The organism is Funiculus sociatus GB2-C1 (genome assembly GCF_039962115.1).
In the GTDB taxonomy this organism is placed as follows: domain Bacteria; phylum Cyanobacteriota; class Cyanobacteriia; order Cyanobacteriales; family FACHB-T130; genus Funiculus; species Funiculus sociatus.
This window is the reverse complement of sequence record NZ_JAMPKJ010000007.1, coordinates 124,367-149,573: the sequence shown is the minus strand read 5'-3', so window position 1 is coordinate 149,573 and position 25,207 is coordinate 124,367. Positions and strand designations below refer to the sequence as shown.

Sequence of the window (25,207 nt, the reverse complement as noted above, 5' to 3'; positions counted from 1 at the left end):
CTGTAGGCTTTGAGCGACTGATTGGGTTGATGAATTTATTGAGAGGAGCCGTTCCCACCACTGTGTCAGAGCCAGGTTTCTTATTTTCCTCTGCCTAGAGTGATGAAAGAGCGTTAGTCTCTAGTCATTAGTCAGAAAAGAGCTGTCAAGTTTAAAGCTTGAAACGTTGTCAGGTTATAACAACTTTCCAACTTTCCAACTCCAACGGACTAATGACTAACAACTTAAAACTAATGAGTTATGACTCTTTTGTATTGTGTCATCATCCCATAGAGAGAAGCCTTTTCCGGAAAAGTAGCGCCTTGGTTAATGCGATCGCCTTCGAGATGTCGATTTCGTAGTAGCTTCACAGCCGCGCCAGACACCCACTAACACACCCTGCACCTGAACGCTAGTTGCCTTCACCTTAATCGGGTCGTATTTGGGATTAGCTGGTTTAAGCGTAATCTGCTCTCCCTGGCGGTGATAGCGTTTTAACGTTGTGCCGACTCCTTCCACTCGCGCCGCGACAATGGTGCCATTTTTTACCCGATCTGGCTCTGGTACGGGTCGCATAATGACCATATCACCTTCGGCAATTTGGTCTTCTATCATGCTGTCTCCCACCACGCGGAGAGCAAAATAATCTGGCTGACGGAATAAGTCAGATATATCCAGATGCTCTACAGTGTCGGTGAAGGGTTCTACAAGACCGCCAGCAGCGATCGCTCCCAAAACTGGCACTCCATTCCCACCACGGACAATCCTAATTGTGCGCGCTTTTCCCTCCGCCCAATCGATATAACCTTTCGCACGCAAATGTTCCAGGCGGCTCTGAACTGGCGCTGGTGACTTTAGTTTCATCGCCAGCATCATCTGCCGAATTGAAGGCGCGTGTTGATGTTGACCAATGTAATCCACCAGCCAATCATAAAGTTGTTGCTGAGCATCAGTGAGAGATTCCATAAAACAAACTAACGGAATTAGTAATGTACGTCCTATAGAACATTCGTACTACTAAAACTTGCGTCTGTCTAGTAGTTAATGGCGTTTGCACAATTACCAATTAGGAATGATTCCATTATCCGCAATCAATCTGCGCCCAAGAGACTGACTAACAAAGCTTTTTGAGCGTGCATTCGATTTTCCGCCTGATCCCAAACCCGCGACTTTTCACCTTCCATCACCTCATCAGTAATTTCTTCTCCCCGATGAGCTGGTAAACAGTGCAGCACAATTGCACTAGGATCGGCAATACTCAACAGTTCATCGTTTACCTGGTAAGGTTGAAAAACTGGAATTCGAGCATTAGCTTCATCCTCTTGTCCCATACTTGCCCAGACATCGGTATAAAGCACGTGAGCGCCTTTAGCTGCTGCTTCGGGGTCGTTAGTAATTGTAACCTCAGCGCGATCGCCTGCAATTTTCTTCGCCTGCTCTACAACTGTCGCATCCGGTTGATACTGCTGTGGTGTCGCAATTCTTACATTCATCCCCACCAGCGCGCCACCCAAAAGCAGCGAGTTAGCCATATTATTGCCATCTCCCAGATAAGTCAAAGTCAGCCCAGCTAGACTCCCAAAACACTCCTGAAGCGTTAACAAATCAGCCAAAACCTGACAGGGATGCTCTAAATCCGACAAAGCATTAATAATCGGAATCTTGGCATAATTAGCAAAGGCTTGTAGATCCTCCTGCTTAAACGTCCGAATCGCCAGGATATTCAAATATCGATCCAACACCCGCGCCGTATCCGCCAACGGTTCCCCCCGGCTCACCTGAGTAACGTTAGGATTAAGGTCTATCACCTGACCGCCTAGTTGGTACATCGCCACCGAAAAGCTGACGCGAGTGCGTGTAGAAGCCTTGTAAAACAACAACCCCAGCACCTTATTGCATCGCAGATTCACTGTATGGGACTTCAGCCCAGCTGCCAGATGCAAAAGTTCCTTAATTTCCTCAGAACTGAGGTCTGCCAGGCTCAGTAAATCTCGTCCTTTCAATGCTTCCATGTTTATACCCGATGATTAAAGTGAAATACGTAGCAGGAGCCTCTGCTCTCGCAGAACCGGCTTCGGTGAGTACCAACGTATCGCGCCGTCTTGACTCAGCTTGGTGTTATTTATACCGTTTTAAAACCCTACCAGATTTTTATCGAATCAGTTCTGTGAGTCTCTGGTTAAGAGTCTCTGGCTGGGAATGCTGAGAATTGGTTAGTGTAAGCGGTGCTGTTTCTAGTTGTTGAGGAAGCGATCGCCTCCCTAACGCGCGTTCTCCGTCTCTTACTGGTAACGAGAAAAACAATCCAAAATCGATAGCGAAGACGCATCTGCCCAAAAATTCCGACCTCTGCAAAATCCCAAATCGATTGACTGAGGAATATAAAATACAAGAAAAACAAAATCAACCACAATAAAAGCGTTGCTACAGTCGCGATTAGCTTGAGTTTCTACCATCAACAAAAAACTGCCCTAATCCTCAGCTTATTTACCTTGGTTAAAAAAATGGTTGCAATAATTAACAAGCTGAAATATTGTCGATTAGGTCTGTTACGCATAGAATTTTTAATATATCAATTTAATAATTGAAGTTTATTTACTAAGCTGTTGTGCATTTAAGAGGACTAAATATAGGCTAGGGAAAGAGGTTTATTGTCCGCAGTCAGTGGCAACGGGCAATAAAAACCGGACGAAGGAGAAAAACGCTTAGTTAATATGACAATTAAAATACGTGACAGCTTATAACAGGCTAGTTTTGAAACCTAATTATACTTTTCAAATAATTCTAAATTTTATGGGATAGCGTTATGAGATTTCCCTTTGCTTTGAAGATAGGAATGGCTATCTCGATTCTGTCGGTAGGGGTTACTAGCACTAGCGTCTATTTTTATTATGCTAAGACCAAACAGATTGTTTTAAATCAAATGGCAGAACGGCTTAGAGATGTAGGCCGATCTGCTGCCTTTTTAGTTGATGATGAAGACAAAAAAAAGATTCAACGGCTAAGTTTGGCTATCGAGCGAGATTCTCTTCCCATAGAAGAGATAATTACCCAGCTAAAACCAGGAGATACTGCCGAATCATTGCCACCGGAGATTGCCCAAAAATATATGCAGTCTCAGGACTTCCAAGACATTATGCAAGTCTTGAAAAACATTCAAAAAAGTAGCAGTGAAAAAGTATATCCTCTGACATTTTTTAAGGAATTAACAGAAGATACATCTGATATACCGTTAATAAAATCAACTTCTCTTATAGTTAAAGTAGGGAAATCACAAAATGGTGATGTGGTAAAGTTTATTGCCGATACCGATCGCGAAGAAAGCCAAGACAAAAAAGGAAAAATTATTGGTCAGTTATACGCAACTAAGCAAGAAGAACTGCAAAAAGCTTTTGATGGGAAACCACAAGCGGGAAAAAAGTTTTACACAGATAGATGGGGACAATTCCTGACAGCAGCTATTCCGATTAAAGATGAAGATGGGAAAGTCATCGCAGTTATGGGATTAGAGTACGACGGGAGAATCGAAGCAAATCAGGTACAGAGATTGCGCTATATCTATCTTACTATTATTAGTAGTAGTTTTCTTCTTTCACTGTTAATAGCATTTTTACTGGCGCGTTGGCTGGGACACCCGATTGATAAATTACGCGAAGGCGCGGAAAAAGTACGCGATCGCAACTTTGACATATTTATTGATGTTCAAAGTAAAGACGAGTTGGGACTGCTAGCTGATGCCTTTAATTCGATGGTAGCTGAAATCCACGATTATGCCCAAAATCTGGAATTAAAAAATAAAACATTGTTACAAATAAATCAACTTAAAGATGAGTTTCTAATCAATACTTCCCACGAACTGCAAACACCTTTAGATGGAATAATCGGCATTGCCGAGTCTATGCTAGATGGAGCCGCTGGGCAGCTATCAGAAATCCAAAAGCAAAATTTATACATGATTGTACAAAGCAGTCAGCGACTGGCAAACATGGTAAATGATATTGTTGATTTGGAAAAACTAAAGCACAAAACGCTGGAACTGAAAATCAAACCTGTGGGAATGCGAGAAGTCACCGATATTGTTTTAGCACTCTCCAAACCCCTCACAGCAAACAAATCTTTGCAGTTAATTAATCAAATCGATCCAGCCGTCCCACTGGTAGAAGCTGACGAAAATCGAGTGCAGCAAATTTTGTATAACCTAGTCTGCAATGCGATTAAATTTACAGAATCCGGTGTTATAGAAGTTTCAGCTAGCATTAGGGCTGGGGATAGGGGATTGGTGATTGGTTCGATTCTTCCCCAGTCCCCAGTCCCCAGTCCCCAGCCGCTAATGCTAGCTATTACAGTTTCTGATACTGGTATCGGTATCCCAGAAAATAAACTGGAGAAAATTTTTGATGCTTTTGAATTTGCGGAAGAATCGACAAATAAACGTTACTTGGGGACGGGCATCCGCCTTGCTGTTACAAAACAACTGGTAGAGTTGCATAGTGGCACAATTCGCGTAGATTCTACTGTAGGGAAAGGTTCGCGGTTTACCTTTACTCTGCCACTGTCTCAAGTTCAATCTACACAGAACCTAGACCCTAAGCCAAAGGAACAGCTTAGCATAGGAAACAAGAATGAATCCCTGAACGGAGTTTCGCCTCCATTCAAAGCAAATTACCAGCAAGAGGCAAACAGTGTCTACAAACTGCGTACCACCGCCAAGGGAATACCCATAGGATTGCTGGCGTTGAGGCAAGTAGCTAACGAGTGGCAAGATTCTTCAAATTTGCCTTTTCCCTATTGCCCCTTGCCTGCCAAAAGTGAAACTTCTGTTGCTTCTTCCCCTAAAAAGAAAGTCTCTTCCGGCAATTTTACCATCCTGATTGTGGAGGACGATCCGGTTAATCTTCAGATACTGACTAACTATTTATCTTTAGAAAATTATACTGTTTTTCAAGCTAGCGATGGTATAGAAGCACTAGAAGCAATTGAAAATGGTTTGAAGCCTGACCTGATATTGCTCGATGTAATGATGCCAAAAATGTCTGGTTTTGAAGTTTGCAAAAAACTTCGCAAAACTTTTCCTGCTAATGAATTGCCGATTTTTATTGTTACATCTGCTAATACGGTTTCAAATGTAATTGAAATATTTGAGTCTGGCGCTAATGATTATTTGGTTAAACCTGTGGCAAAAAATGAGTTGTTAGCTAGAATTAAAACTCATATTGAACTTTCTAAAATTAATATTGCTTACAGGCGATTTGTCCCCCATGAATTTATCAGTTTATTGGGAGAAGACAGTATTGTTAATGTTCAACTTGGCGACCAAGTACAGAAAGAAATGACAATTCTCTTTTCTGATATTCGCGCTTTTACCACTCTTTCTGAGGGAATGTCGCCCAAAGAAAATTTTAATTTTATCAATTCTTACTTAAGTCGAGTTAGCCCGGTTATTCGCCAGAATAACGGCTTTATTGATAAATATATTGGAGATGCAGTGATGGCGCTTTTTCCGCAAAGTGCTGAAGACGCTTTGCAAGCAGCTATTGAAATGCAAAAACAGGTGAGTCTATATAATGTAGAACTCATAAAAAACGGTTCTCCGCCCATAGCCATCGGCATTGGCATCCATAGCGGTACTTTGATGCTGGGTACGATTGGGGATGAACAGCGTATGGAAGGAACGGTGATTTCCGATGCGGTGAATCTGGCTTCTCGCCTAGAAGATTTGACCAAAGTTTACGGAGCTTCTATCATTATTAGTGAAAAGACTTTGCTTGGTTTGGAAGATCCCACAAAATATAATTATAGGTTTTTAGATAGGGTTAATATTAAAGGGCGCAAAGATTTATCGCCAGTTTTTGAGGTTTTTGATAGTAATTCTGCGGAAATAAGAGAGGTAAAAAGCGGAACTAGAAGCCATTTTGAATTTGGCATTCATCTTTATTACAGTAAAAAGTTTGCTGAAGCTGAGCAAGTTTTTAGTAATGTTTTACAGCAAAATAACCAAGATAAAGCGGCTAGATTATATGTTAAACGTTGTCAAAGATTGCAAAAGCGGGGGACAGATGAAGGATGGCACGGGGTTGAGCCTTTTGATGAGGAATTTTAGGGACGGCTATCCACTTAAGCCGGGACAGTCCTTGGTAGGACTCTCGCCTTGCAGGGGAGGGCAGTTTCAGCCTCGATTTGAGGCGAGGCGGAGTCTCCCGGTTGGCATTCCCAAGCAGAGCCTGGGAACGAGAAAGTTTATTTTATCTTTAGCGTTAGCAATACCTGCAATAATTGCGGCGATGCCTAGCCGCGTGTTGGGAGCTGAGCAAATATTTATTTCCTTAGGCCCTTTGCAGTTGACTCTGCCAGTTTCGGCTTTGGAAGTGTATGCCAGGGAAGGCAAAATTAATGATGATTTAGCTTTTTATGCTAGGTATATAAAGCCCGAACAGCTGGCGCAGTTACGAAATATTTTGCTAACTCGCGCTGATGTGAGTCCTGTAGCTGTGGCACAATTTCTCTACACGCCGCAGGGAGAAGTGATACTGCGACGGGTGGGCGAGGTTATCCAAACGAAAGCTTTTCAACCGGGTTTTTATGCGATTCGAGCGGCTTTGATTCAAGCTGCGGCCGATCCGGAAGGCTTGACGCTGCTGAATGTGCTGCGGAATTTTCCGACTTACGCGGTTCGGATCAATTCAGAGCGTGGCTTTGAGATTCTTGGCGATTTGACAAATGCGATTCGGGAAACGCAGGTAGCGATCGCATCGGTGGAACAGCAAGCGATCGCTGAAGCATCAACTACACCATCAGATGAGAGGATATCTGCGCCGTTACCAACGGCGACATCCTTAAATTCCAGCCAAGGGCAGGATTTGCAACAACAAGGCCCTTTGAAATGGGAAAAGCAAACACTGCTTCTTAATGACTTTAGCCGCTCTCGCGCTTACGCGGTTGATGTTTACTTACCCCAACTGAGCGGACGTTCAGCACCCGTAATTGTGATTTCCCACGGATTGGGAAATGACCGCGCTTCGTTTGCTTATTTAGCTGAACACTTGGCATCCTATGGCTTTGCGGTTGCTGTACCGGAGCATCCAGGTAGTAATGCTGAACGAGTGCGAGAGTTATTTAGCGGGCTGGCTAATGAGGCGGGCCCTCCTTCTGAGGCGGTTGACCGACCTCTGGATGTAAAGTATTTGCTGGATCAACTGGGAGCAACGTATCAAGGGCGAATCAATTTGCAACAGGTCGGCGTTATCGGTCAGTCTTTTGGAGGTTACACGGCTTTGGCGCTGGCTGGGGCAGAAATTAATTTTGAGCAACTGCAAAAAGATTGTCCGGTATTGAATGAGACTTTGAATCTGTCGCTGTTGCTTCAGTGTCGGGCAATCAAGCTGCCGCCAGTTGATTATAATTTGCAGGACGGGCGAGTGAAAGCTGCGATCGCTATTAACCCTGTTACTAGCACCATCTTTGGAAAATCTGAGCTTGCTGATATCAAAGTTCCGGTGATGTTCGTTGCCAGCAGCAATGATACTGTCACTCCACCCTTAGCAGAACAGATTCTTCCCTTTACTTGGCTCACTACACCAGACAAGTATCTGGTTCTGCTCAAAGAAGGAACCCACTTTTCTACTATGGCAGAATCAGTTGCCAGTGGTGGTGTGATCCCGATTCCGGTATCAGTTATTGGGCCAGATCCGAAAATAGCTTTTGACTATATGAAACTATTGAGCCTTGCCTTTTTTAAAACATACGTTGCTGGAGAGCCAGATTATCAGCGTTACCTGAATGCTCAATATGCTCAATCTATTAGTCAAGAAGTGTTGCCTTTGAGTCTGCTTCAATCGCTGACGGCAGAACAGTTGAATATGAGAACTAACAGGCGACAGAGAACAGAAAATAGGGTTTCTCCAACTCCACAGGCAACACCTTAGAATTTATAAATTGTCTAGCGTATGGAGTCACGCGGCTATACAGACAAAACCCGCTTGTGCGGGTTATAAAGTCCGCCTACGCAGACTTCGTTTGTCTAATCGCAATTTCTAATCGCCGCGTACTTTACTTTTATAGGATTATTTTGTGCAAGGTTTTTTAAATTTAAACAAACCAACTGAATTTACCTCTCACGATTGCGTTGCTAAGGTGCGAAAACTTTTGCGCCTCAAGCGGGTGGGACATGGGGGAACTTTAGATCCTGCTGCTACGGGTGTTTTACCAATTGCGCTGGGAAAGGCGACGCGACTGTTGCAATATTTGCGGACAGATAAGGCTTATTGGGGAACGATTCGGCTGGGCGTGAGGACGACAACTGATGATTTGGAAGGGGAAATTATTAGCGCTGAACCTGTACAGGAATTAACCGTAGAACAGGTGAAAGCAGCCCTTGGGCAATTTGTGGGAAAGATTCAACAAATACCACCCAGTTATAGTGCGATTCAAATTGATGGAAAACGACTTTACGATTTGGCAAGGACGGGGGAAATAATAGATGTTCCAGCGCGACAAGTTGAAGTTTACAAGATAGAAATTTTGGAATGGCGAGAAGGCGATTTTCCAGAATTGGATGTAGCGATCGCGTGTGGTGCTGGAACCTATATTAGAGCGATCGCTCGCGATTTAGGAACATCTCTCAACATCGGCGGTACCCTTGCCGCTTTGACTCGCACTTCCAGTAGCGGCTTCAATCTAACAGATAGCCTAACTTTTGAAGAATTAGAAGCACAGCTAAAATTAGAAACCTTTAAACCGATTCCAGCAGTAGCAGCGCTGTCCCATCTTTCCACCCTCACCTTATCAGCAAAAGACGCTAAAGCATGGTGCCAAGGGCAACGGGTTTTTCCTCCAGATGCGCCTATTGGGGATGGCAAACCACTGCGGGTTAATGATGAAGATGGACGCTTTTTAGGCATTGGTTGTTTAGGGGCAACAGATGCTGGCTATCTGCTAATTTCCCAGATGGTTTTTGAGCCAATATCGTAGGGAATCGGTAGTAATAATATAGCAATTAAAATTTATTTATGAACCTCTTTCTTCTCTTTTCCTCTGCGTTTGGGCGGTTCTTCAAAAAAAATAGCTTTCCCAAATCAAATAGAATCGGCTTATCAATAAAAACATTATTAATTTATTGTGCCATCGTTACGAGTGTTTTTTTCAGTATAAATAAAGCTTCTGCTCAAGATAATCAATCTTTTGCGGAATTGAGTCAGCAAACCATTAGCAGATTAAACGGTAACTGTCAGGGTTCCACGCAGCTAAAGTATCAATCCCAAATTTTAACATCACCCGATAGTCTGAAATCAGTTTATATTAATATGGTTTTGAGGAGGGTGGGTCAGTACAGAAGCCGCAACACCAATGAGTTTTTAATAAAATGTAATTCCAATATTGCCGAAAAGATTGCCGAAGAATTAGTAATTCAAAACGCCGATGGTTCAGTTCAAATAAAGCTGGCTGCGGCTTTGGGAATATCAGAAAGATTGCAAAATTACTATGTTGTAGCTAATCCTATTTCTTTTTCACCTGATAACAGATATTTGATTGTACGGCTAGATGTTTTTGATGGTTTAAATAAATCATGGGTTAATCATATAATATTGGATACGCTCAACAATTATAGTGTTTTAGCATTTTCTAATTGCAACGGATTTGAAAGTAATTCCTATTTAGGATTTATTTCTTCTTCAGAAGTAGTTTTTGCCTGCGAGAATACCAGCGAACCGGGGCCAATTGAGGTAGTTGATTTGACTAAGCGATCGCGTCAGAAAATTTCCACCAATACCAATTCCAAAGAATTATTAAAAATTCTTGACCAAGTTCGCTCCTATGGTTTGGTTTCTGGTGAATTTGTCATTGTGAATGAGCAGCAATTTCCTCCAAGATAGTTATTAGCCTGACAATAAACAACTGACAAAAACATGACGCAGCAAGTAAAACCCTATGGTTCTTGGAAATCTCCCATCACCTCAGACTTGATGGTTTCGGAAACGATAGGATTGGGGCAAATTGCCATAGATGGCGAAGATGTGTACTGGATTGAGGGGCGACCTGCGGAAGCTGGACGGACTGTAATTGTGCGACGTACCCCCGACGGACAAACCATTGATATTGCGCCACCTCCCTTTAATGTCCGCACCCGCGTCAACGAATACGGCGGCGGTGCTTACTGCGTCGCTGATGGTATCGTGTATTTTTCCAACTTCGCGGATCAGCGCCTTTATCGCCTGATTCCCGGTTCCCAACCGCAACCTCTGACACCGGAGGCTAAAATGAGCTATGCGGATGCAATAATTGACCGACAGCGAAAGCGTCTGTATGCTGTGCGAGAAGACCACACGGGCGAGGGTAAAGAAGCTGTCAACACCTTAGTTAGCATCAATTTGGAAAATGGCGAAGATGTTCGGGTGTTGGTTTCTGGCAATGATTTTTACTCGTCGCCGCGCCTGAAACCAGATGGTTCTCAACTTGCTTGGTTAACTTGGAACCACCCGAATATGCCTTGGGATGGTACTGAATTATGGGTAGCCCAAATTAACCCAGATGGTTCCTTGGGGGAATCTCAATTGGTGGCTGGTGGTGCAGATGAATCGATTTTTCAGCCAGAGTGGTCGCCAGATGGCATTTTACACTTTGTTAGCGATCGCAGTGGCTGGTGGAATCTTTACAAAAAAGCCCCTCCCGTTGAAGGCGAAGGGTTGGGGTTAACTGAACCTTTGTGCGAAATGGAGGCGGAATTTGGACTTCCTCAGTGGATTTTTGGGATGTCCACTTATGCTTTTGAATCTGCTAATCGCATCATCTGTACTTACACCCAGCAGGGAATTTGGCATTTAGCGAGTCTCGACACGACGACCGGAAAACTACAGCAAATTGAAACGCCTTACACTGAGATTACTTCTTTAAAAGCTGTTGCTGGTCGTGTTGCATTCATTGCTGGTTCGCCAACAGAATTTAGTTCCATTGTCCAGCTGGATTTGACTACTGGACAGAGGTCGGTGTTGCGGCGTTCGAGTAAGTTGGAAATTGATACTGGGTATTTGTCTATTGCACAACCGATTGAATTTCCGACGGAAAATGGGTTAACAGCATACGGCTTCTACTATCCGCCCCAAAACCACGACTTTATGGCCCCAGAGGGCGAATTACCGCCCTTGGTAGTGAAAAGTCACGGTGGCCCGACAGCAGCAACTTCTAGCCAGTTAAATTTACGGATTCAATACTGGACAAGTCGCGGCTTTGCGTACCTGGATGTAAATTATGGTGGTAGCACTGGCTATGGAAGGGCTTATCATCAGCGTTTAGATGGGCTGTGGGGTGTTGTGGATGTGGATGATTGCGTCAATGGGGCGAAATATCTTTCCGAAAAAGGTTTGGTGGATGAAAATCGGATGGCGATCGCAGGCGGTAGCGCTGGGGGTTACACTACACTCTGCGCCTTAACTTTCCGCGATGTCTTCAAGGCGGGTGCGAGTTATTACGGTGTCAGCGACTTAGAAGCACTTTTAAGAGATACCCATAAATTTGAATCGCGCTACTTTGATCGCTTGATTGGGCCATACCCAGAACGGCAAGATATTTATCACGAGCGATCGCCTATCCACTTTACAGATAAGTTATCGTGTCCGATTATTTTCTTCCAAGGACTTGAGGATAAAGTTGTCCCGCCCAACCAAGCAGAGATGATGGTTGATGTGTTGCGTTCCAAGGGTTTACCCGTTGCTTATGTAGCCTTCGAGGGCGAACAGCATGGTTTCCGCCGCGCCGAGAATATCAAACGTGTCATCGATGGAGAGTTTTACTTTTATTCCCGCGTCTTTGGGTTTGAGTTAGCCCATCCGGTAGAACCAATAGCGATCGCTAATTTGTAAAAATGAATAGTGAGTCTATTGGCATCGAGAGGGGACACTATGACAGACGAACCAATTTTCAGAATTACCGAAGAGTTATTTCAGACACTTGTCGAATTCCAGCAGGAAATAGAAGAAAGTGGAGATGAGCCTCCCCAAATTAGCATAGAATCTCTTGAGCGTGCTTACTTGGCTGAAATTCCTAATAACACAGACGATTAAAAAGCAGTAGGGTGGGTTTTCATCCCACCCTACTAAATTTGAATAAAAACGTGCCTCTAACTCACAATGTTATTAACATAATATGTAAGATAAAATCTTTTCTCCCCAACCAGCAAAGGAAGATTATGTCTCCTCTGTATCCCGACGAAGAAGATCAAGATGATTTCCGCCTCATACCCCCCCACCGTCGCGAGACAACATGGACTGGGAAGCTACGGAAATTTCACAGTCAATTCGACAGCAGCATCCGTGCTAAGTTTCGGGATTGTCTATTTCGAGAAATAGAAGAAGACGGGGTAGTCACTTTCCAAATCCTTTGCCCTAATGAAGCGGTACAAAAACGCCTTATCCAGAAAAAACAGAAAATTGGCAACACGGTTAGATGGATCTGGCTGCAAAAAATTGACCGTTTGGCCATATGTGTAGATAATGGAGGATTGCAATGCCAAGTCTTTTCCCTCCAGAAATATCTGATTGAATAGTAAATGCAGAAAAAGCTGAAATATCCTCACCTTGTCGGTTCCAAATGGACAGCCCAACAAAAAACGTGGGGTTGGAGACACTTCCAAGTAGTTAATCGGAAAAACCAAGGCAAGTTTGTCTTTGCCGAAATGGTGGCTTCCTGCGACCCCAATGTGCGTTTCTGGACTAACGCCAAAATTTTGAAAAATCCTTCTGAGTGGCAAGCAGGTTGGCAAACCTTACACGAAATGAGGGAAACTGAAGAAATAATGGGAGAGTATTGAGGAGTTAACTTTTATTTTTGAGTTATAAATTAGGGAATTGGAAGTTAAGAATTTTAAATTCTTAGTTGTTACTCCTAAGTTCTAATTTTTAGCTCAAAACTCAGAATTTAAAAAAAATAGTAATTATGACTGCCGTTTCCCTGCAAAACGTCCACAAATTTTACAACAAAGTTCCCGTCGTCAACGACCTCTCCTTTACCATTGAATCTGGAGAAATGTTTGGCTTACTTGGCCCCAATGGTGCGGGGAAATCTACTACAATTCGGATGCTAACAACGCTCACAAAACCTAGCGATGGACGAGTTGAGGTAGCAGGTTATGATGTGGTGCGCCAACCGTTGCAGGTAAAGCAAAATATCGGCGTGGTGTTGCAACAAACCAGTGTGGATATGGATTTAACCGTGTGGGAAAATATGGAACTGCACGGACGAATGCACCACATCCCCACGAAGAAGCGTCAGCAGGATATCGATCGATGGCTGGAGTATGTGGAGTTGCACCAGAGGCGAGATAGTTTGGTAAAAACCCTCTCTGGCGGGATGAAGCGACGGTTGCAAATTGCGAGGTCGCTGTTACATGAACCGAAGATTTTGTTTTTGGATGAACCAACGGTAGGACTAGATCCGCAAACCCGCCGCCGCCTCTGGGAAATTATTCTGGATTTGAATAAGCAGGGGATGACGATGCTTTTGACGACGCATTATATGGATGAGGTGGAATATTTATGCGATCGCATTGGGATTATGGATGCTGGTAAACTGATAGAACTTGGCACCCTGGAGGAGCTACGCTCTAAACATGGTGAAGGGTTGGTGATGAAACAAGTAGGCGATCGCTTAGAATATCAGTTCTTCCCCAACTTAGAACAAGCTAACGCCTACCTTGACACCGCACCCAACAAAACTGGTATGATGGTTCGCCCCTCCAACTTAGAAGATATTTTTGTCGAACTCACCGGACGCCAACTAGACTAATTTTTTGTCAGTTGGCAACGGACAATTGACTAATGATGATGCCTAGCCTCGCTACGAAAATTGAAGCTATTCTCTACCTCAAAGGTAAACCCGTCTCTATTGCCGAAATTGCCGAGTATGCAGGATGCGATCGCGATGATGCTGAAGATTCGATTATTCAGCTTATGACCGATTACGCGCACCGTGACAGCGCCCTGGAAGTAGTTGAAACGCCTGAAGGCTACACCTTGCAATTGCGATCGCCTTTTCAATCCTTAGTCGAGACTTTAGTGCCGCTAGACTTAGGAATAGGCGCATTGAGGACATTAGCAGCGATCGCCCTTAAAGGTTCCATCACCCAATCTGAGTTAGTAGACTTGCGCGGATCGGGAGCATACCAGCACGTTCAGGAACTCGTCGAGTTCGGTTTTGTCACCAAACGCCGACAAGATGATGGGCGTTCCTACTGGCTACAGGTGACAGAAAAATTTCATCAGTATTTTGAAGTGGAACAACTTCCCCAACTGAGTCAGCTGGATGTCCCTACAGCCGTAAAGAATGACGAATTTCGGTAGTAATGCGCCGTTGCTGAATACTTTGGCGCGCTACCAGGATACTGTAAAGCACCCTACCCCTGAGAGTTGCTACGTCTTTTTTGAGCCAAAAATCTCTCCATCGACTTAGACAATCCGCGCTAAAGTACGACGTTGCAAAACAACACAATCGTTTAAAGTAGATAAAAGCCAATGAAATCCTGAGAAAATTCCAATGGTATTCAACCCCGATTTGCTCAATGGCGAACCTGAAGATACACAAGTCAATCAGTTGCTGAAATATATTCAGCACCAACCTCCTGAAGTTTTAGCGCGGGTTGCTAAATCCGTCACTCCTGAAATTAAGCAAATTATCTCCCAGAACGTTCAAGGGCTGGTGGGAATGCTACCTTCAGAAAATTTTCAGGTACAAATTACCACCGACAGAGAAAATTTAGCAGGTTTATTGGCATCAGCGATGATGACTGGATATTTCTTGCGCCAGATTGAACAACGCATGGAGTTAGAGGAAACGTTGACTGGATCTTCTACCTTGCCTAAGAAATCTTCCGGCGGCGAAAAATCCGCTGATTAAACCCGATCAATTAGTAACGCCCAAGCGAATAGCTGCTTTTAGCAGCATCTAGCAGCGATCGCGCTTCTATCTAGATTAAGGGTGCTGTTTTTTTGAAGTGCTAACAAACAGCTAGCGCCAGGGGTTTTTTCTAGGCTAAAGCCATCGCCCTCTTGTGGACGTAGGCCGCTTGCTATTCCAATTCAGCCCCCAGCAGCAAAGGCACTCAAAATCAACACAGAGAGTAAAATCCCAGGAGAGAGCATCAACACTAACGTTAACAGTTCATGCGGGGTCATCTTCTAACACACTACCAACGCTAATTTATCTGATTGCTATCCTAGCACGGCAGAAATTTTAGGGAGAGTAAACCCGATGAAGAATGATGTCAAATATTAAGGATAAAACTGGTTTGTTGATGGAAAGCCTTGTCCAATTTTGCAGGTAAATAGAAATTATATACATTGAATATTCAATAAATTAAAAATTTTTTATTTTATTTTAATTTTGGTATTTCTAATAGTTAATACCGGAGAATTCCAATCCTTGTAAAAACGGCGAATAAAATTCGTCTGCTAGATTTGCACGCATTAGGATGCTGCTACCGGGATTTTGTGCTACGCGCGATCGCTTACTGGATATCCCTACCCGATGTCTATGCTTGTTAAGTAATTGCACCTATACCAGTAGGCATAACTTGGACTGGATGTAAATATTTTATCTATAAGAATTTGCAATTCTTAAAACTTATTGTTAAATTGCAGAGAATATTATAAAAAGTCGCAGCCAGCCATGACTAACTTTTTCGGAATTATTCCTTCACCGCCACCAATCGCCGCCCAGTCTCGCGTGTTTGATCTGAAAGCACGACTGGACTGGGGCGAACCAGCGCTAACGATTATTGATGTAAGCGATCGCAGCTTTTTCAACATCAGCCATATCATGGGAGCTATTCCCATACCGATGAACGAATTAGTAAACCGCGCCTTATCTAGTTTAGAACTACATCGCGATATTTATGTATACGGCGAAACCGACGATGAAACAGCAGCAGCAGCGACAAAACTGCGTGCGGCTGGGTTTGAAAATGTGTCTGAACTTAGAGGCGGTGTAGCGGCTTGGAAGGCGGTTGGCTATCCAGTAGAAAGAAATCTATCTATAGATGTTTAAGCTTGACTAGAAAAGAACACTGCTATATCAGTGTTCAAAAATATCTTTATATTGCAGTAAATCTAGAGCTACTATAGTGGGCAAACACTTAAAGCACTCTTGGGCAATTTCCCAACGTTCTTCTCGTTGCAGCATAGCAATAAGTTTCTGCCGCACGCTCACTAGGTAACGCACATCATTCGCAGCATAGCGCAGCTGATCCTCAGAAAGATTCTCTGCATTACCCCAGTCGGAACTTTGAGAACTTTTATCAAGTTCCACCTTTTCTAATTCTTGCACCAATTCCTTAAGACCGTGGCGAGGGGAATAGGTTCTAGCAAGTTTGCTGGCGATTTTTGTGCAGAAGATCGGCTGAACGTGGATGCCGAGATGATAACGCAGCTGGGCGACATCGAAACGAGCAAAGTGGAAGATTTTCAGGACGCTTTGGGCTTCCATTAGCTTTTTTAAATTGGGTGCGTCTGTTTGTCCTTTGGCAATTTGCACTACTGTTACTCTATCTTTAGAGTCGCACAGCTGCACCAGACACAAGCGATCGCGCTGCGGTAACAATCCCATTGTTTCCGTATCCACAGCGATCGCTTCCTCTTGCAGATACTCAGAAAGTATATTGTCGGGAAAGTCGCGATCGCAAACCTGAAAATCTTCCAATTTCCTCTCCTTACACCATTACTGAATTAAACCCAACCAATTCCATTATCCAAAACCAAAAATACTATTACCCGCGTTTGATAAAAATCTGCGTCAAGTAATACTCACCCTTAGCATTCTGGACAACACCAATCCCAGTTAAATTAAAATCACCTTGAATATTTTTCAGATGACCGGGACTTTTTATCCAACCCTGAACCGCTTGGGTAACCGGATCGCTGTATCCTTGATTGTACGCCACATTCTCCGCCGCACTGCGATAGTTTATCGACGTGCCAATTTCCTTAACTCGCCCTTCAAAACCATCGTGACTAAAAGCAACTGTACCATTTGCCATTGCTTGACTGTGCGCCTTAGCCTCTTTGCTGATTTCAGCATTCAGAGTTAAGGGGGGCAAATTCTGGGACTGGCGATACTGATTTATCTGTTCGTGAACAGACTGTTCCAAGGTTGTGTAAGAACCAGAATTTGAGGTTGGTTGAGTCGCAGGCGTACTGGGTGGCGGCTGATTATTGAAGATATCGCAGCCACTCAGCCCAGCAGCCAGAAAAAGCATTCCCAAGGCTATCCGTGCGGATAATGGCATTACTTTTCTAGTGATTCCGTGTCTTTGAGCAACTTCGCGACTGTTTGTACATCCTTGTCACCGCGCCCAGAACAGTTGATGATAATGCGGGGATTGCCACTTAGTTGAGAGCAAAGAGTATCGAGGTATGCGATCGCGTGCGACGTTTCCAGCGCCGGAATAATCCCCTCCAACTGAGACATTCGCTTAAACGCCTCCAGCGCCTCAGCATCAGTCACGCTGTAATATTCTGCCCGACCTGCATCCTTGAGATAACTATGCTCCGGGCCAACACCAGGATAATCTAGCCCAGCGCTAATCGAATGGGCCTCCACAACCTGACCATCCTCATCTTGCAGCAAATAGCTCATTGCGCCGTGCAATACACCAACTCGCCCTTTTGTCAAGGTCGCTGCGTGTTTTTCTGTATTCACACCCTCACCAGCAGCCTCCACACCAATCAGCCGCACGCTAGGCTCATTCACAAACTCGTGAAATAGGCCCATTGCATTCGAGCCGCCGCCGACACAAGCTAGGAGAATATCTGGCAACCCGCCCCATTTTTCCATCGCTTGAGCGCGAGTTTCCTGACCAATTACCCTATGGAAATCTCGCACCATCATCGGGTAAGGATGCGGCCCCGCCACCGAACCCAAGATGTAATGAGTAGTTTCTACATTCGTCACCCAGTCCCGAATTGCTTCCGACGTGGCATCTTTGAGCGTTCCCGTCCCCGCTGCCACCGGGCGAACTTCCGCCCCCATCAGCCGCATCCGAAACACGTTCAGGGCTTGCCGTTCCATATCGTGAACGCCCATGTAGATGATGCAATCTAGTCCAAACCGGGCGCAAACCGTAGCTGTAGCCACGCCGTGCTGACCAGCACCCGTTTCGGCAATAATCCGTTGCTTGCCCATTCGCTTCGCCAACAATGCCTGAGCCAAAGCATTGTTAATTTTATGAGCGCCGGTGTGGTTCAAATCTTCTCGCTTCAGATAGATTTGCGGCCCCGTACCGTCTGGCTTAGCATAATGAGAAGTTAGCCGTTCGGCAAAGTAAAGTGGGCTTGGTCGTCCCACATAGTCCCGCAACAGTTCTGTGAGTTCCTGTTGGAAAGCTGGATCTTGGCGATATTCCTCAAAAGCAGCTTCTAGCTCCAAGAGCGCAGGCATCAGTGTTTCCGGCACGTACTTGCCGCCAAAACGTCCAAATCTTCCCAGCGCATCGGGTTGTTGTGCAGAGGCGTTGGCACTTTCTTGAGGATTGGGAGAAATGGGAGTACGTGTCACAGTTATTAAAGGGAATCACAGCATAAACTTCATTATAGTTGTAGGGTGGGCAAAAAAAGGCTCTGATGCAAAAGGTAAAAGGTAAAAAATAATTCTCGATTTTTCCCTTTTTCCTTCTCAACCCCCACTGTACTTAATGGTTAAAGAACCTCATTCCTAACTGCGATGTCCTCTTCTAACCGCAAATCCTCCGATTCCCAATCTGCTCAAAAGCGCGTTGTCTACTCGGAATTTGGCAACGGCGATAATTCTGCTGCTTTTGAAAGACCAATTGCCGAATTACCCTCAAATCAGCAAAATCTGAAAGTTCAGGCTTCTCGTAAAGGGCGCAAGGGAAAAACTGTGACGGTGATTAGTGGCTTTCAGGTGAAACCTGAAACTCTAGAAGCTCTCCTGAAGCAGCTAAAAACTCAGTGCGGCACTGGTGGCACTGTTAAAGATAATACTCTCGAAATTCAGGGCGATCATACGCAGAAACTCGTTGAGATTCTCACTAAATTAGGCTATAAAGCCAAAATTAGTGGCGGCTGATTTACTTAATTATATAAATTCAGGTGGTGGATAGAGGTTAGTAGCGATCGCTACTAACTTCTATCCGCATACCAATTTTTTGCGTTTATTAACAAATATTAAAATAATTCTAATTATTTAGGTATTTCATGGTAACTTTGCGAGTAAAACAGCTTGGGAGCTGCTTAAAATAGGTATTTTCTCTGTTTCAATTTTCCATCGCATCAGTATAAATATCTAATTAGGGAATTTACCTGTTCCTGCTAATTAAAAAAGGTATTTTTTGGTATTTTAATAACCATGAATGTTCCAGACAATGCGGAACTGCTACAATTGCTGGCGGAACACACCCCAGCAGCGATCGCGATATTCGACCGCGATATGCGTTACCTGATAACCAGTCGTCGCTGGCTAACAGATTATGGCTTAACAAACCAAGATATCATCGGTCGCTCTCATTACGAAGTCTTTCCCGAAATTCCCGATCGTTGGAAGCAGATCCACCAGCGCAGTTTGGCAGGAGAAGTTCAAAAGTGCGAAGCAGATCCCTTTCCCCGTGATGATGGCACAATTGATTGGGTGAATTGGGAACTGCATCCTTGGCGGCAATCTTCGGGTGAAATCGGTGGCATTTTGATGATGACACAGGTAATTACTGAAAGTCCTGCTGTTAAAGCCGTTAACACTAGCACAGAAGCAGCGCTAAAACAGGCAAAGGAAGCGTTAGAAATTATTGTTGAGGAGCGTACTGCTGAACTCAACAATGCTATTGATCAATTGCAAGTTGAAATTGCCCAACGGGCGCGGGTGGAGGAAGCACTAAAAGAGAGCGAACAGCGACTACAGGCAATTTTGGATAACTCCCCAGCCTTAATCTACCTGAAAGATACGCAAGGACGATACCTTTTGGTCAACCGCCAATACGAAGCTGTGTTCCACATCAACAAAGAAGAGTTAGAAGGTAAAACTGATTACGATATTTTCCCCAAGGAAATAGCAGACACATTTCGATATAACGACCAAAACGTGCTAGCAGCCAAAACTCCAATGGAGTTGGAGGAAGTTGCTTTGCAAGATGACAAACTTCACACTTACCTGGCGCTGAAGTTTCCCCTCTGCGACGAGAACAGTGTTCCCTACGCTCTGTGCGGCATTTCCACCGATATAACAGAACGCAAAGCTGTTGAGGAAGAATTAATCAAAGAAAGGAACTTCAGCCGCACCCTGATGGAAGCGTGTCCGGCTTTTTTTGTCACACTAAGCGCAGATGGAAAAGTTCAGATGATGAACCCAGCGATGCTAAACACATTGGGCTACACCTTAGAGGAGGTAGTGGGTAAAGATTACTTGCCGATGTTCGTCCCCGAAACTGAGCAGGCGGGAGTTTTAGAGACTTTAGAATGTCTCCTAAACTTTCGTGGATCAAACGTACATACAAACGAGGTACTAACCAAGACGGGTGAAAAGCGGTTGGTAGAGTGGCATGGTACGTTGGTCTTTAAAGAGACAGGCGAGGATGGCTGTCCCACAGTTGACTTTTTTATGGCGGTAGGGATTGACATTAGCGATCGCCAACAAGCTCTTGATGCACTTCGAGAAAGCGAGGAGCAATTTCGATTCACCTTTGAGCAAGCAGCTGTTGGCATCTGCCATATTTCTCTAGATGGACATTGGCTATTTGTCAATCAAAAAGTTTGCCATCTGCTGGGTTACACCCAAGAAGAACTAAAGGCGCTCACCTTTAAAGATGTCACCCACCCGGATGACCTCAATAGCGATTTGGAGTACATTCGCCAGCTGCTGGCTGGGGAGATTCAAAGTTACTCGATCCAGAAGCGTTACATCCGCCAAGATGGTTCCCTCGTCTGGGTGCAGCTAACTCCGATGCTGGTGCGCGAGGAGTCTGGCAAACCCAAATATTTTATTACCGTTATTCAAGACATTAGTTCGCGCATTGCCCTAGAAAAAGAATTAGCCTTACGCCAGAGATTATTTGATACCTTTTTCAACGCTGCACCCGCCGGACTTGGGATTTTTGACGATCAGCTGAGATACGTACAGATCAACGAAGCACTGGCAGAGATCAATGGAGTATCTAGACAGGAGCATTTTGGCAAGAGTTTAAGGGAAGTTGTACCAAGTGTCGCGCAAGCTCTAGAGCCAATGTATCAGCGGATATTAATCCACGGCGAATCATTTATCAACCAGGAAGTCAGCGCCAAAACACCAAAACAACCTGATGTAGTGCGGCATTGGATAACTTCTAATTTTCCCCTGTTTGGAGAAGATGACAGACCGCTAGGCGTTGGTGTAGTCGTCTTTGAAATTAGCGATCGCAAACGCGCGGAGGAAGCATTGCAAAAGAGCGAATATAGAAATCGCGCCTTGATCCAAGCACTTCCAGATTTGTTATTTCGCATGAGCTTTGATGGTACGTATCTCGACTTCCACGCGCCGACAGAAGATTCCCTCTTAATGCCTCCCAGCTTATTTATGGGCAAAAAGATACATGAGGTGATGCCCCCAGAGGTAGCTGAGTTTACCATGCAAAATCTTTTAACAGCGATCGCTACTGGTGAACCTCAAATTTATGAGTATCAGATACAGGCGATTGACGGCAAAATGCGCGATTACGAAGCTCGGTATGCCGCCAGTGGGGAAACTGAAGCCCTGGTAATTGTGCGCGACATTAGCGACAAGAAAGCCGCCGAACACGCCTTAAAAGCATCGGAAGCGCAATTGCGAGAACAGGCGCAAGAGTTACAAAAAACTTTGCGAGAATTGCAAAAAACCCAATTCCAGCTGATTCAATCAGAAAAAATGTCTTCTCTCGGTCAGCTAGTAGCAGGTGTAGCTCACGAAATTAACAACCCGGTAAGCTTCATCTATGGCAACATCACCCCCGCCACTGAATACGCTGAAGATTTGCTGCGCCTGCTGCAACTTTATCAAGAACAATATCCCAATCCCACAAGAGAAATCACAGAAGAAATAAAAGCTATCGACTTAGATTTTCTCAAAGGAGACTTTCCCAAAGTTCTCTCTTCAATGAAAATGGGAGCTACGCGCATCTGCGACATCGTTCTGTCATTACGAACTTTCTCCCGCCTCGACGAAGCCGAAATGAAAGAGGTAGATATCCACGAAGGTATCGAAAGTACGCTGATGATTCTGGAAAATCGCCTGCGAGTTCAACCAAATCGTCCCGAAATCCAAGTAATCAAAACTTATGGTAATCTGCCCAAAGTTGACTGCTACGCCGGACAACTCAATCAGGTATTTATGAATATTATTAGTAATGCTATTGATGCCTTGGAAATCGGGACTAGGGACTGGGGACTAGGGACTGGGGAAACAAGAATAGACCAGGAAGAAGAAGCCTTCTCCTCCTTATCCTCAGTTCCTACGATTCGGATTTGTACTGAAGTGCGAGGTAGCAATTATGTATCGATTCGGATTGCAGACAATGGTTCGGGAATAAACGAAGAAGTGCGACGACGAATTTTTGATCCCTTCTATACCACCAAACCTATTGGCAAAGGCACTGGTTTAGGATTGTCGATCAGTTACCAAATAGTAGTCGAGAAACATTCTGGATCTTTGCGCTGTTTTTCTCAGATGGGGAAAGGTACGGAATTTGTTATTAAAATTCCCATCCATCAGGTTCATTGTTAGTTATAAAGCAATACAGTTCACTTAGAAGCTGAAAATTTCAAATCTGCGATTTGTTGGGACAGGTGGATCAAACCCCAAGCACCAAGCTTCTGAATTGTAGGTTTAAAGCCTGAAATCAAATGTTTTATGGCAATATCTTTAGATACTCTATAACCCATAATTTACCTTTTTAAAGTTCTGAAGGTTTTAGCGGCAAAGACACTGTAAAACAAGTTTGATTTGCACTACTTTCCAACTGAATCGTACCTCCTAAAAGTGCCACTCGCTTTTGCACCAGCGCCAGTCCTAATCCAGTTCCCCCCTGCTTCCAAGGATCGGTGCTGGGGATGCGGTAGAATTTCTCAAAAATCCTCTCCCTCTCGCTTGCTGGAATTTCCACCCCAGTATTATTCACGCTCACTTCTATTCTTGCTTGTGCGGCACGAGCTGTGACGACAATCTTTTCTTGGGTTGGCGTGTACTTGCAGGCATTGGTCAGCAACTCGCTTAAAATTCGCCCTAAACTGGCGTGGTCGCAAACTAAGGGAGGCAGTTCCGGCTCGATGTTAATTTCTAAGTTTAGCTGGCGTTCTTGAGCTTGCTGAACAAAAGGCTCGATGACTTTGGGAAGCCATTCGAGCATTTCAATTGTTGTCAGCACTAGGGGTTGAACTTCGGTATCAAGTTTTTGCCATTCCAAGAGGTCATTAACTAGGTTGATTTCTCGTTCGCATTCGTTATGTAAAATATGGAAGTAGCGAGCTACTTTGTTTCTTTTTGCTGGTGGCTTGGATAGCTCTGCGAACAATCCGTGGTCTTTATTTAAGGCAATGCCTAACATCTGAATTGCCATTTTCATGTTAGCGACAGGCGATCGCAATTCATGGGGAACGGTACTTAAGAAGTCATCTTTGAGGCGAGTGAGTTTTTCCAGTTCTACTACTTGGCTTCGAGTTGCTTGGTAAAGTCGAGCTTGGCGAATTGCGATCGCGCACCCAGAAGCGACTTGCTGCGCTAATCTGATTTCTAACTCGTTAAAAGCCTCTTCGTGCCGCTTGTATAACCACAGATCCCCCAACACCCCTTGGTTATCAAAAATCGGACAAGCTAAGATAGCCACTTGTCCGCGAATCCCTGGCACTAAGTAACAAAACTGGAAATACGCACCTTGCAACAATTGAGTATCTTCGGCAAACAAGTGGGCAATTGATACGACTTCCCCTAGAGCGGACGGCAATCCTATTGTGTACTCATGGGTAATAGTCGCCGTGTGATCAGCATTGTATAAAGCTGTATCGCAGCCTTCAACACCCAGCACCAGAGTTAATTCCTGTACGGCGGTTTGCAAAATCTGGTTTTCATCGAGAGTATCGCGCAATTTGTCGGTAATAAGTTTAAGCATTGCTTCAAACTTGAGCGCCTGTTGTAGCGCCCAAGTGCGACGCAAAAGGGTTTGGCGAAGTAACATATTGTGGGGCGCTTGGCACTCTGTTACATCCGCTAGTTCGCCTTCCGGTTCTAGGGATTCTGCAAGCAAGTTTTCTAAATCTTCTTGGACGCACTCCAGCTTTCTTTGGTTAAGACAAACCACCGGATTGTATTTAGTCTCAGTAATATCTTGCAGGAACCAGCGCAATCCCACCACCTGATGAGGTTGCTGCACTTGGCGCACTGGCTCCACACTTAATACACCAGTAAACAGTTCGCCTTGGGCTTTGGCTAAGCCGATTTCCCAATTTTTGACAACCGCCCCTTGTTGCAATGCGCTAAGCTGAGCATGAAAGTCACCACGAGCATCGGCGGCGACAAACTCCACTAAAGAGTTACCCAGCAGGCACTCCTGAGAATTGTCCAACAATTGTGCTGCTGTCCGATTGGCTTCTAGAATTACCCCTTGTGGATTTGTCACCAGGTAGCCAATATCATTACTCGACGCGATCGCTACTATTGGATCATCGGAATCCGCTTGACGATGTAACTCCCGATCAGATTGATAATGCTGTCCTTGTGCGACGAGTTCTACACGAGTGTTGGTAGCCAATCTTCTTTGGCGCAATTGGTAGCGTGTCACTACTTGCATTTCTTGCAGTTGGCTGGATAATTTCTCTAGAACTTCCACTAGCGGCTGCTTTTGCGACTCCGATAACTCTTGGGTATACTGCCACAACTCCTGCAAGCGTTGTTGGGAGTCCTCTAAGAGCTGGTCAAGGTCATTTATCATTGCACCCCTCACTCGCTTGAACCAGGCTGCTCTAACAGCAGAATTACTCATAAAAATGACCGTTCGAGTTAACCGGATATCCTGAAATGATATCCAATGCGATCGCCACCTTAATTTGTCAACAGGATAACTTCATATTTTGCGATCGCGCCACTCACCTAAAATGACGACCCTCTACCAGCGAAAAAGTTCATTATTATAACTAATATTTATACTTTTTTACTTCACCAGCCATCCACAACATTTATTTTATGGCATCGCTCGGCTGTCGGGTATTTAATTTACCTTCAATAAGCGCCCGAAGGGAAA

General features: G+C 44.5%; 21 protein-coding genes. 15 read left to right on the top strand and 6 right to left on the bottom strand.

Going from position 1 to position 25,207, the window contains the following annotated elements; all coding sequences use genetic code 11:
• Positions 1 to 306 precede the first annotated feature (306 nt).
• The gene (lexA, locus tag NDI42_RS05730; RefSeq protein ID WP_190451927.1) at positions 307 to 945 is read right to left on the bottom strand and encodes a transcriptional repressor LexA; all 639 of its coding nucleotides are present in this window, start codon (positions 943 to 945) and stop codon (positions 307 to 309) included.
• A 125-nt stretch (positions 946 to 1,070) separates the two neighbouring features.
• Positions 1,071 to 1,991, bottom strand: a complete 921-nt coding sequence (gene argF / locus NDI42_RS05725; RefSeq protein ID WP_190451926.1) for an ornithine carbamoyltransferase — start codon at positions 1,989 to 1,991, stop codon at positions 1,071 to 1,073.
• A gap of 11 nt (positions 1,992 to 2,002) precedes the next feature.
• Between argF and NDI42_RS05720 the strand changes: the two genes are divergently transcribed.
• The 13 genes from NDI42_RS05720 to NDI42_RS05660 all read left to right on the top strand — a co-directional run bounded on the left by NDI42_RS05720 (position 2,003) and on the right by NDI42_RS05660 (position 16,008).
• Positions 2,003 to 2,185 (top strand): hypothetical protein, encoded by a 183-nt coding sequence (locus NDI42_RS05720; RefSeq protein WP_348231374.1) that lies wholly within the window; start codon positions 2,003 to 2,005, stop codon positions 2,183 to 2,185.
• A 600-nt stretch (positions 2,186 to 2,785) separates the two neighbouring features.
• On the top strand, positions 2,786 to 6,079 hold the full coding sequence (locus NDI42_RS05715; protein WP_199310996.1) for a response regulator: 3,294 nt from the start codon (positions 2,786 to 2,788) through the stop codon (positions 6,077 to 6,079).
• On the top strand, positions 5,997 to 7,901 hold the full coding sequence (locus tag NDI42_RS05710) for an alpha/beta hydrolase (protein WP_242017504.1): 1,905 nt from the start codon (positions 5,997 to 5,999) through the stop codon (positions 7,899 to 7,901). The genes NDI42_RS05715 and NDI42_RS05710 overlap by 83 nt, the downstream gene beginning before the upstream one ends.
• A 145-nt stretch (positions 7,902 to 8,046) precedes the next feature.
• Positions 8,047 to 8,946 (top strand): tRNA pseudouridine(55) synthase TruB, encoded by a 900-nt coding sequence (gene truB, locus NDI42_RS05705; RefSeq protein ID WP_190451924.1) that lies wholly within the window; start codon positions 8,047 to 8,049, stop codon positions 8,944 to 8,946.
• 38 nt (positions 8,947 to 8,984) lie between these two features.
• Positions 8,985 to 9,848 (top strand): hypothetical protein, encoded by an 864-nt coding sequence (locus NDI42_RS05700; RefSeq protein WP_190451922.1) that lies wholly within the window; start codon positions 8,985 to 8,987, stop codon positions 9,846 to 9,848.
• 33 nt (positions 9,849 to 9,881) lie between these two features.
• On the top strand, positions 9,882 to 11,831 hold the full coding sequence (locus NDI42_RS05695) for a S9 family peptidase (protein WP_190451920.1): 1,950 nt from the start codon (positions 9,882 to 9,884) through the stop codon (positions 11,829 to 11,831).
• Between the two features lie 39 nt (positions 11,832 to 11,870).
• On the top strand, positions 11,871 to 12,032 hold the full coding sequence (locus NDI42_RS05690; RefSeq protein WP_190451918.1) for a hypothetical protein: 162 nt from the start codon (positions 11,871 to 11,873) through the stop codon (positions 12,030 to 12,032).
• 125 nt (positions 12,033 to 12,157) lie between these two features.
• Positions 12,158 to 12,514, top strand: coding sequence for a hypothetical protein (locus NDI42_RS05685; protein ID WP_190451916.1), 357 nt, complete (start codon positions 12,158 to 12,160; stop codon positions 12,512 to 12,514).
• Between the two features lie 3 nt (positions 12,515 to 12,517).
• Complete coding sequence (locus tag NDI42_RS05680) at positions 12,518 to 12,778, top strand: TIGR02450 family Trp-rich protein (protein ID WP_190425189.1); 261 nt, start codon at positions 12,518 to 12,520, stop codon at positions 12,776 to 12,778.
• Positions 12,779 to 12,900: 122 nt separating this feature from the next.
• Positions 12,901 to 13,752, top strand: coding sequence for an ATP-binding cassette domain-containing protein (locus tag NDI42_RS05675; RefSeq protein ID WP_190451946.1), 852 nt, complete (start codon positions 12,901 to 12,903; stop codon positions 13,750 to 13,752).
• A 38-nt stretch (positions 13,753 to 13,790) separates the two neighbouring features.
• Positions 13,791 to 14,306 carry an SMC-Scp complex subunit ScpB gene (gene scpB / locus NDI42_RS05670; protein WP_190425267.1) on the top strand — a complete coding sequence of 172 codons (516 nt, stop codon included), beginning with the start codon at positions 13,791 to 13,793 and terminating at the stop codon, positions 14,304 to 14,306.
• A gap of 193 nt (positions 14,307 to 14,499) precedes the next feature.
• On the top strand, positions 14,500 to 14,859 hold the full coding sequence (locus NDI42_RS05665; protein ID WP_190425192.1) for a DUF760 domain-containing protein: 360 nt from the start codon (positions 14,500 to 14,502) through the stop codon (positions 14,857 to 14,859).
• A gap of 771 nt (positions 14,860 to 15,630) precedes the next feature.
• Complete coding sequence (locus NDI42_RS05660) at positions 15,631 to 16,008, top strand: rhodanese-like domain-containing protein (protein ID WP_190451914.1); 378 nt, start codon at positions 15,631 to 15,633, stop codon at positions 16,006 to 16,008.
• A 27-nt stretch (positions 16,009 to 16,035) separates the two neighbouring features.
• Here the strand turns inward: NDI42_RS05660 and NDI42_RS05655 are convergent, their stop codons facing one another.
• From NDI42_RS05655 to trpB, 3 genes are all read right to left on the bottom strand, one after another.
• Positions 16,036 to 16,659, bottom strand: a complete 624-nt coding sequence (locus NDI42_RS05655; protein WP_190425199.1) for a ribonuclease H-like domain-containing protein — start codon at positions 16,657 to 16,659, stop codon at positions 16,036 to 16,038.
• Between the two features lie 67 nt (positions 16,660 to 16,726).
• Positions 16,727 to 17,245: a CAP domain-containing protein gene (locus NDI42_RS05650; RefSeq protein ID WP_190451912.1), complete on the bottom strand. Its 519-nt coding sequence runs from the start codon at positions 17,243 to 17,245 to the stop codon at positions 16,727 to 16,729.
• The gene (gene trpB, locus NDI42_RS05645; protein ID WP_190451910.1) at positions 17,245 to 18,513 is read right to left on the bottom strand and encodes a tryptophan synthase subunit beta; all 1,269 of its coding nucleotides are present in this window, start codon (positions 18,511 to 18,513) and stop codon (positions 17,245 to 17,247) included. Before trpB ends, NDI42_RS05650 begins: the two co-directional genes overlap by 1 nt.
• Before the next feature lie 165 nt (positions 18,514 to 18,678).
• Here trpB and NDI42_RS05640 point away from each other — a divergent pair, with 165 nt between their 5' ends.
• Both NDI42_RS05640 and NDI42_RS05635 read left to right on the top strand, forming a co-directional pair.
• Positions 18,679 to 19,044 carry a translation initiation factor gene (locus NDI42_RS05640; protein WP_190451908.1) on the top strand — a complete coding sequence of 122 codons (366 nt, stop codon included), beginning with the start codon at positions 18,679 to 18,681 and terminating at the stop codon, positions 19,042 to 19,044.
• A gap of 279 nt (positions 19,045 to 19,323) precedes the next feature.
• Entirely contained in the window at positions 19,324 to 22,698 is a 3,375-nt protein-coding gene (locus NDI42_RS05635) for a PAS domain-containing sensor histidine kinase (RefSeq protein WP_190451906.1), read from the top strand.
• A 169-nt stretch (positions 22,699 to 22,867) separates the two neighbouring features.
• On the opposite strand, the gene NDI42_RS05630 is transcribed toward NDI42_RS05635, so the two are convergent.
• Positions 22,868 to 24,949 (bottom strand): sensor histidine kinase, encoded by a 2,082-nt coding sequence (locus NDI42_RS05630; protein ID WP_190451905.1) that lies wholly within the window; start codon positions 24,947 to 24,949, stop codon positions 22,868 to 22,870.
• Positions 24,950 to 25,207 lie beyond the last annotated feature (258 nt).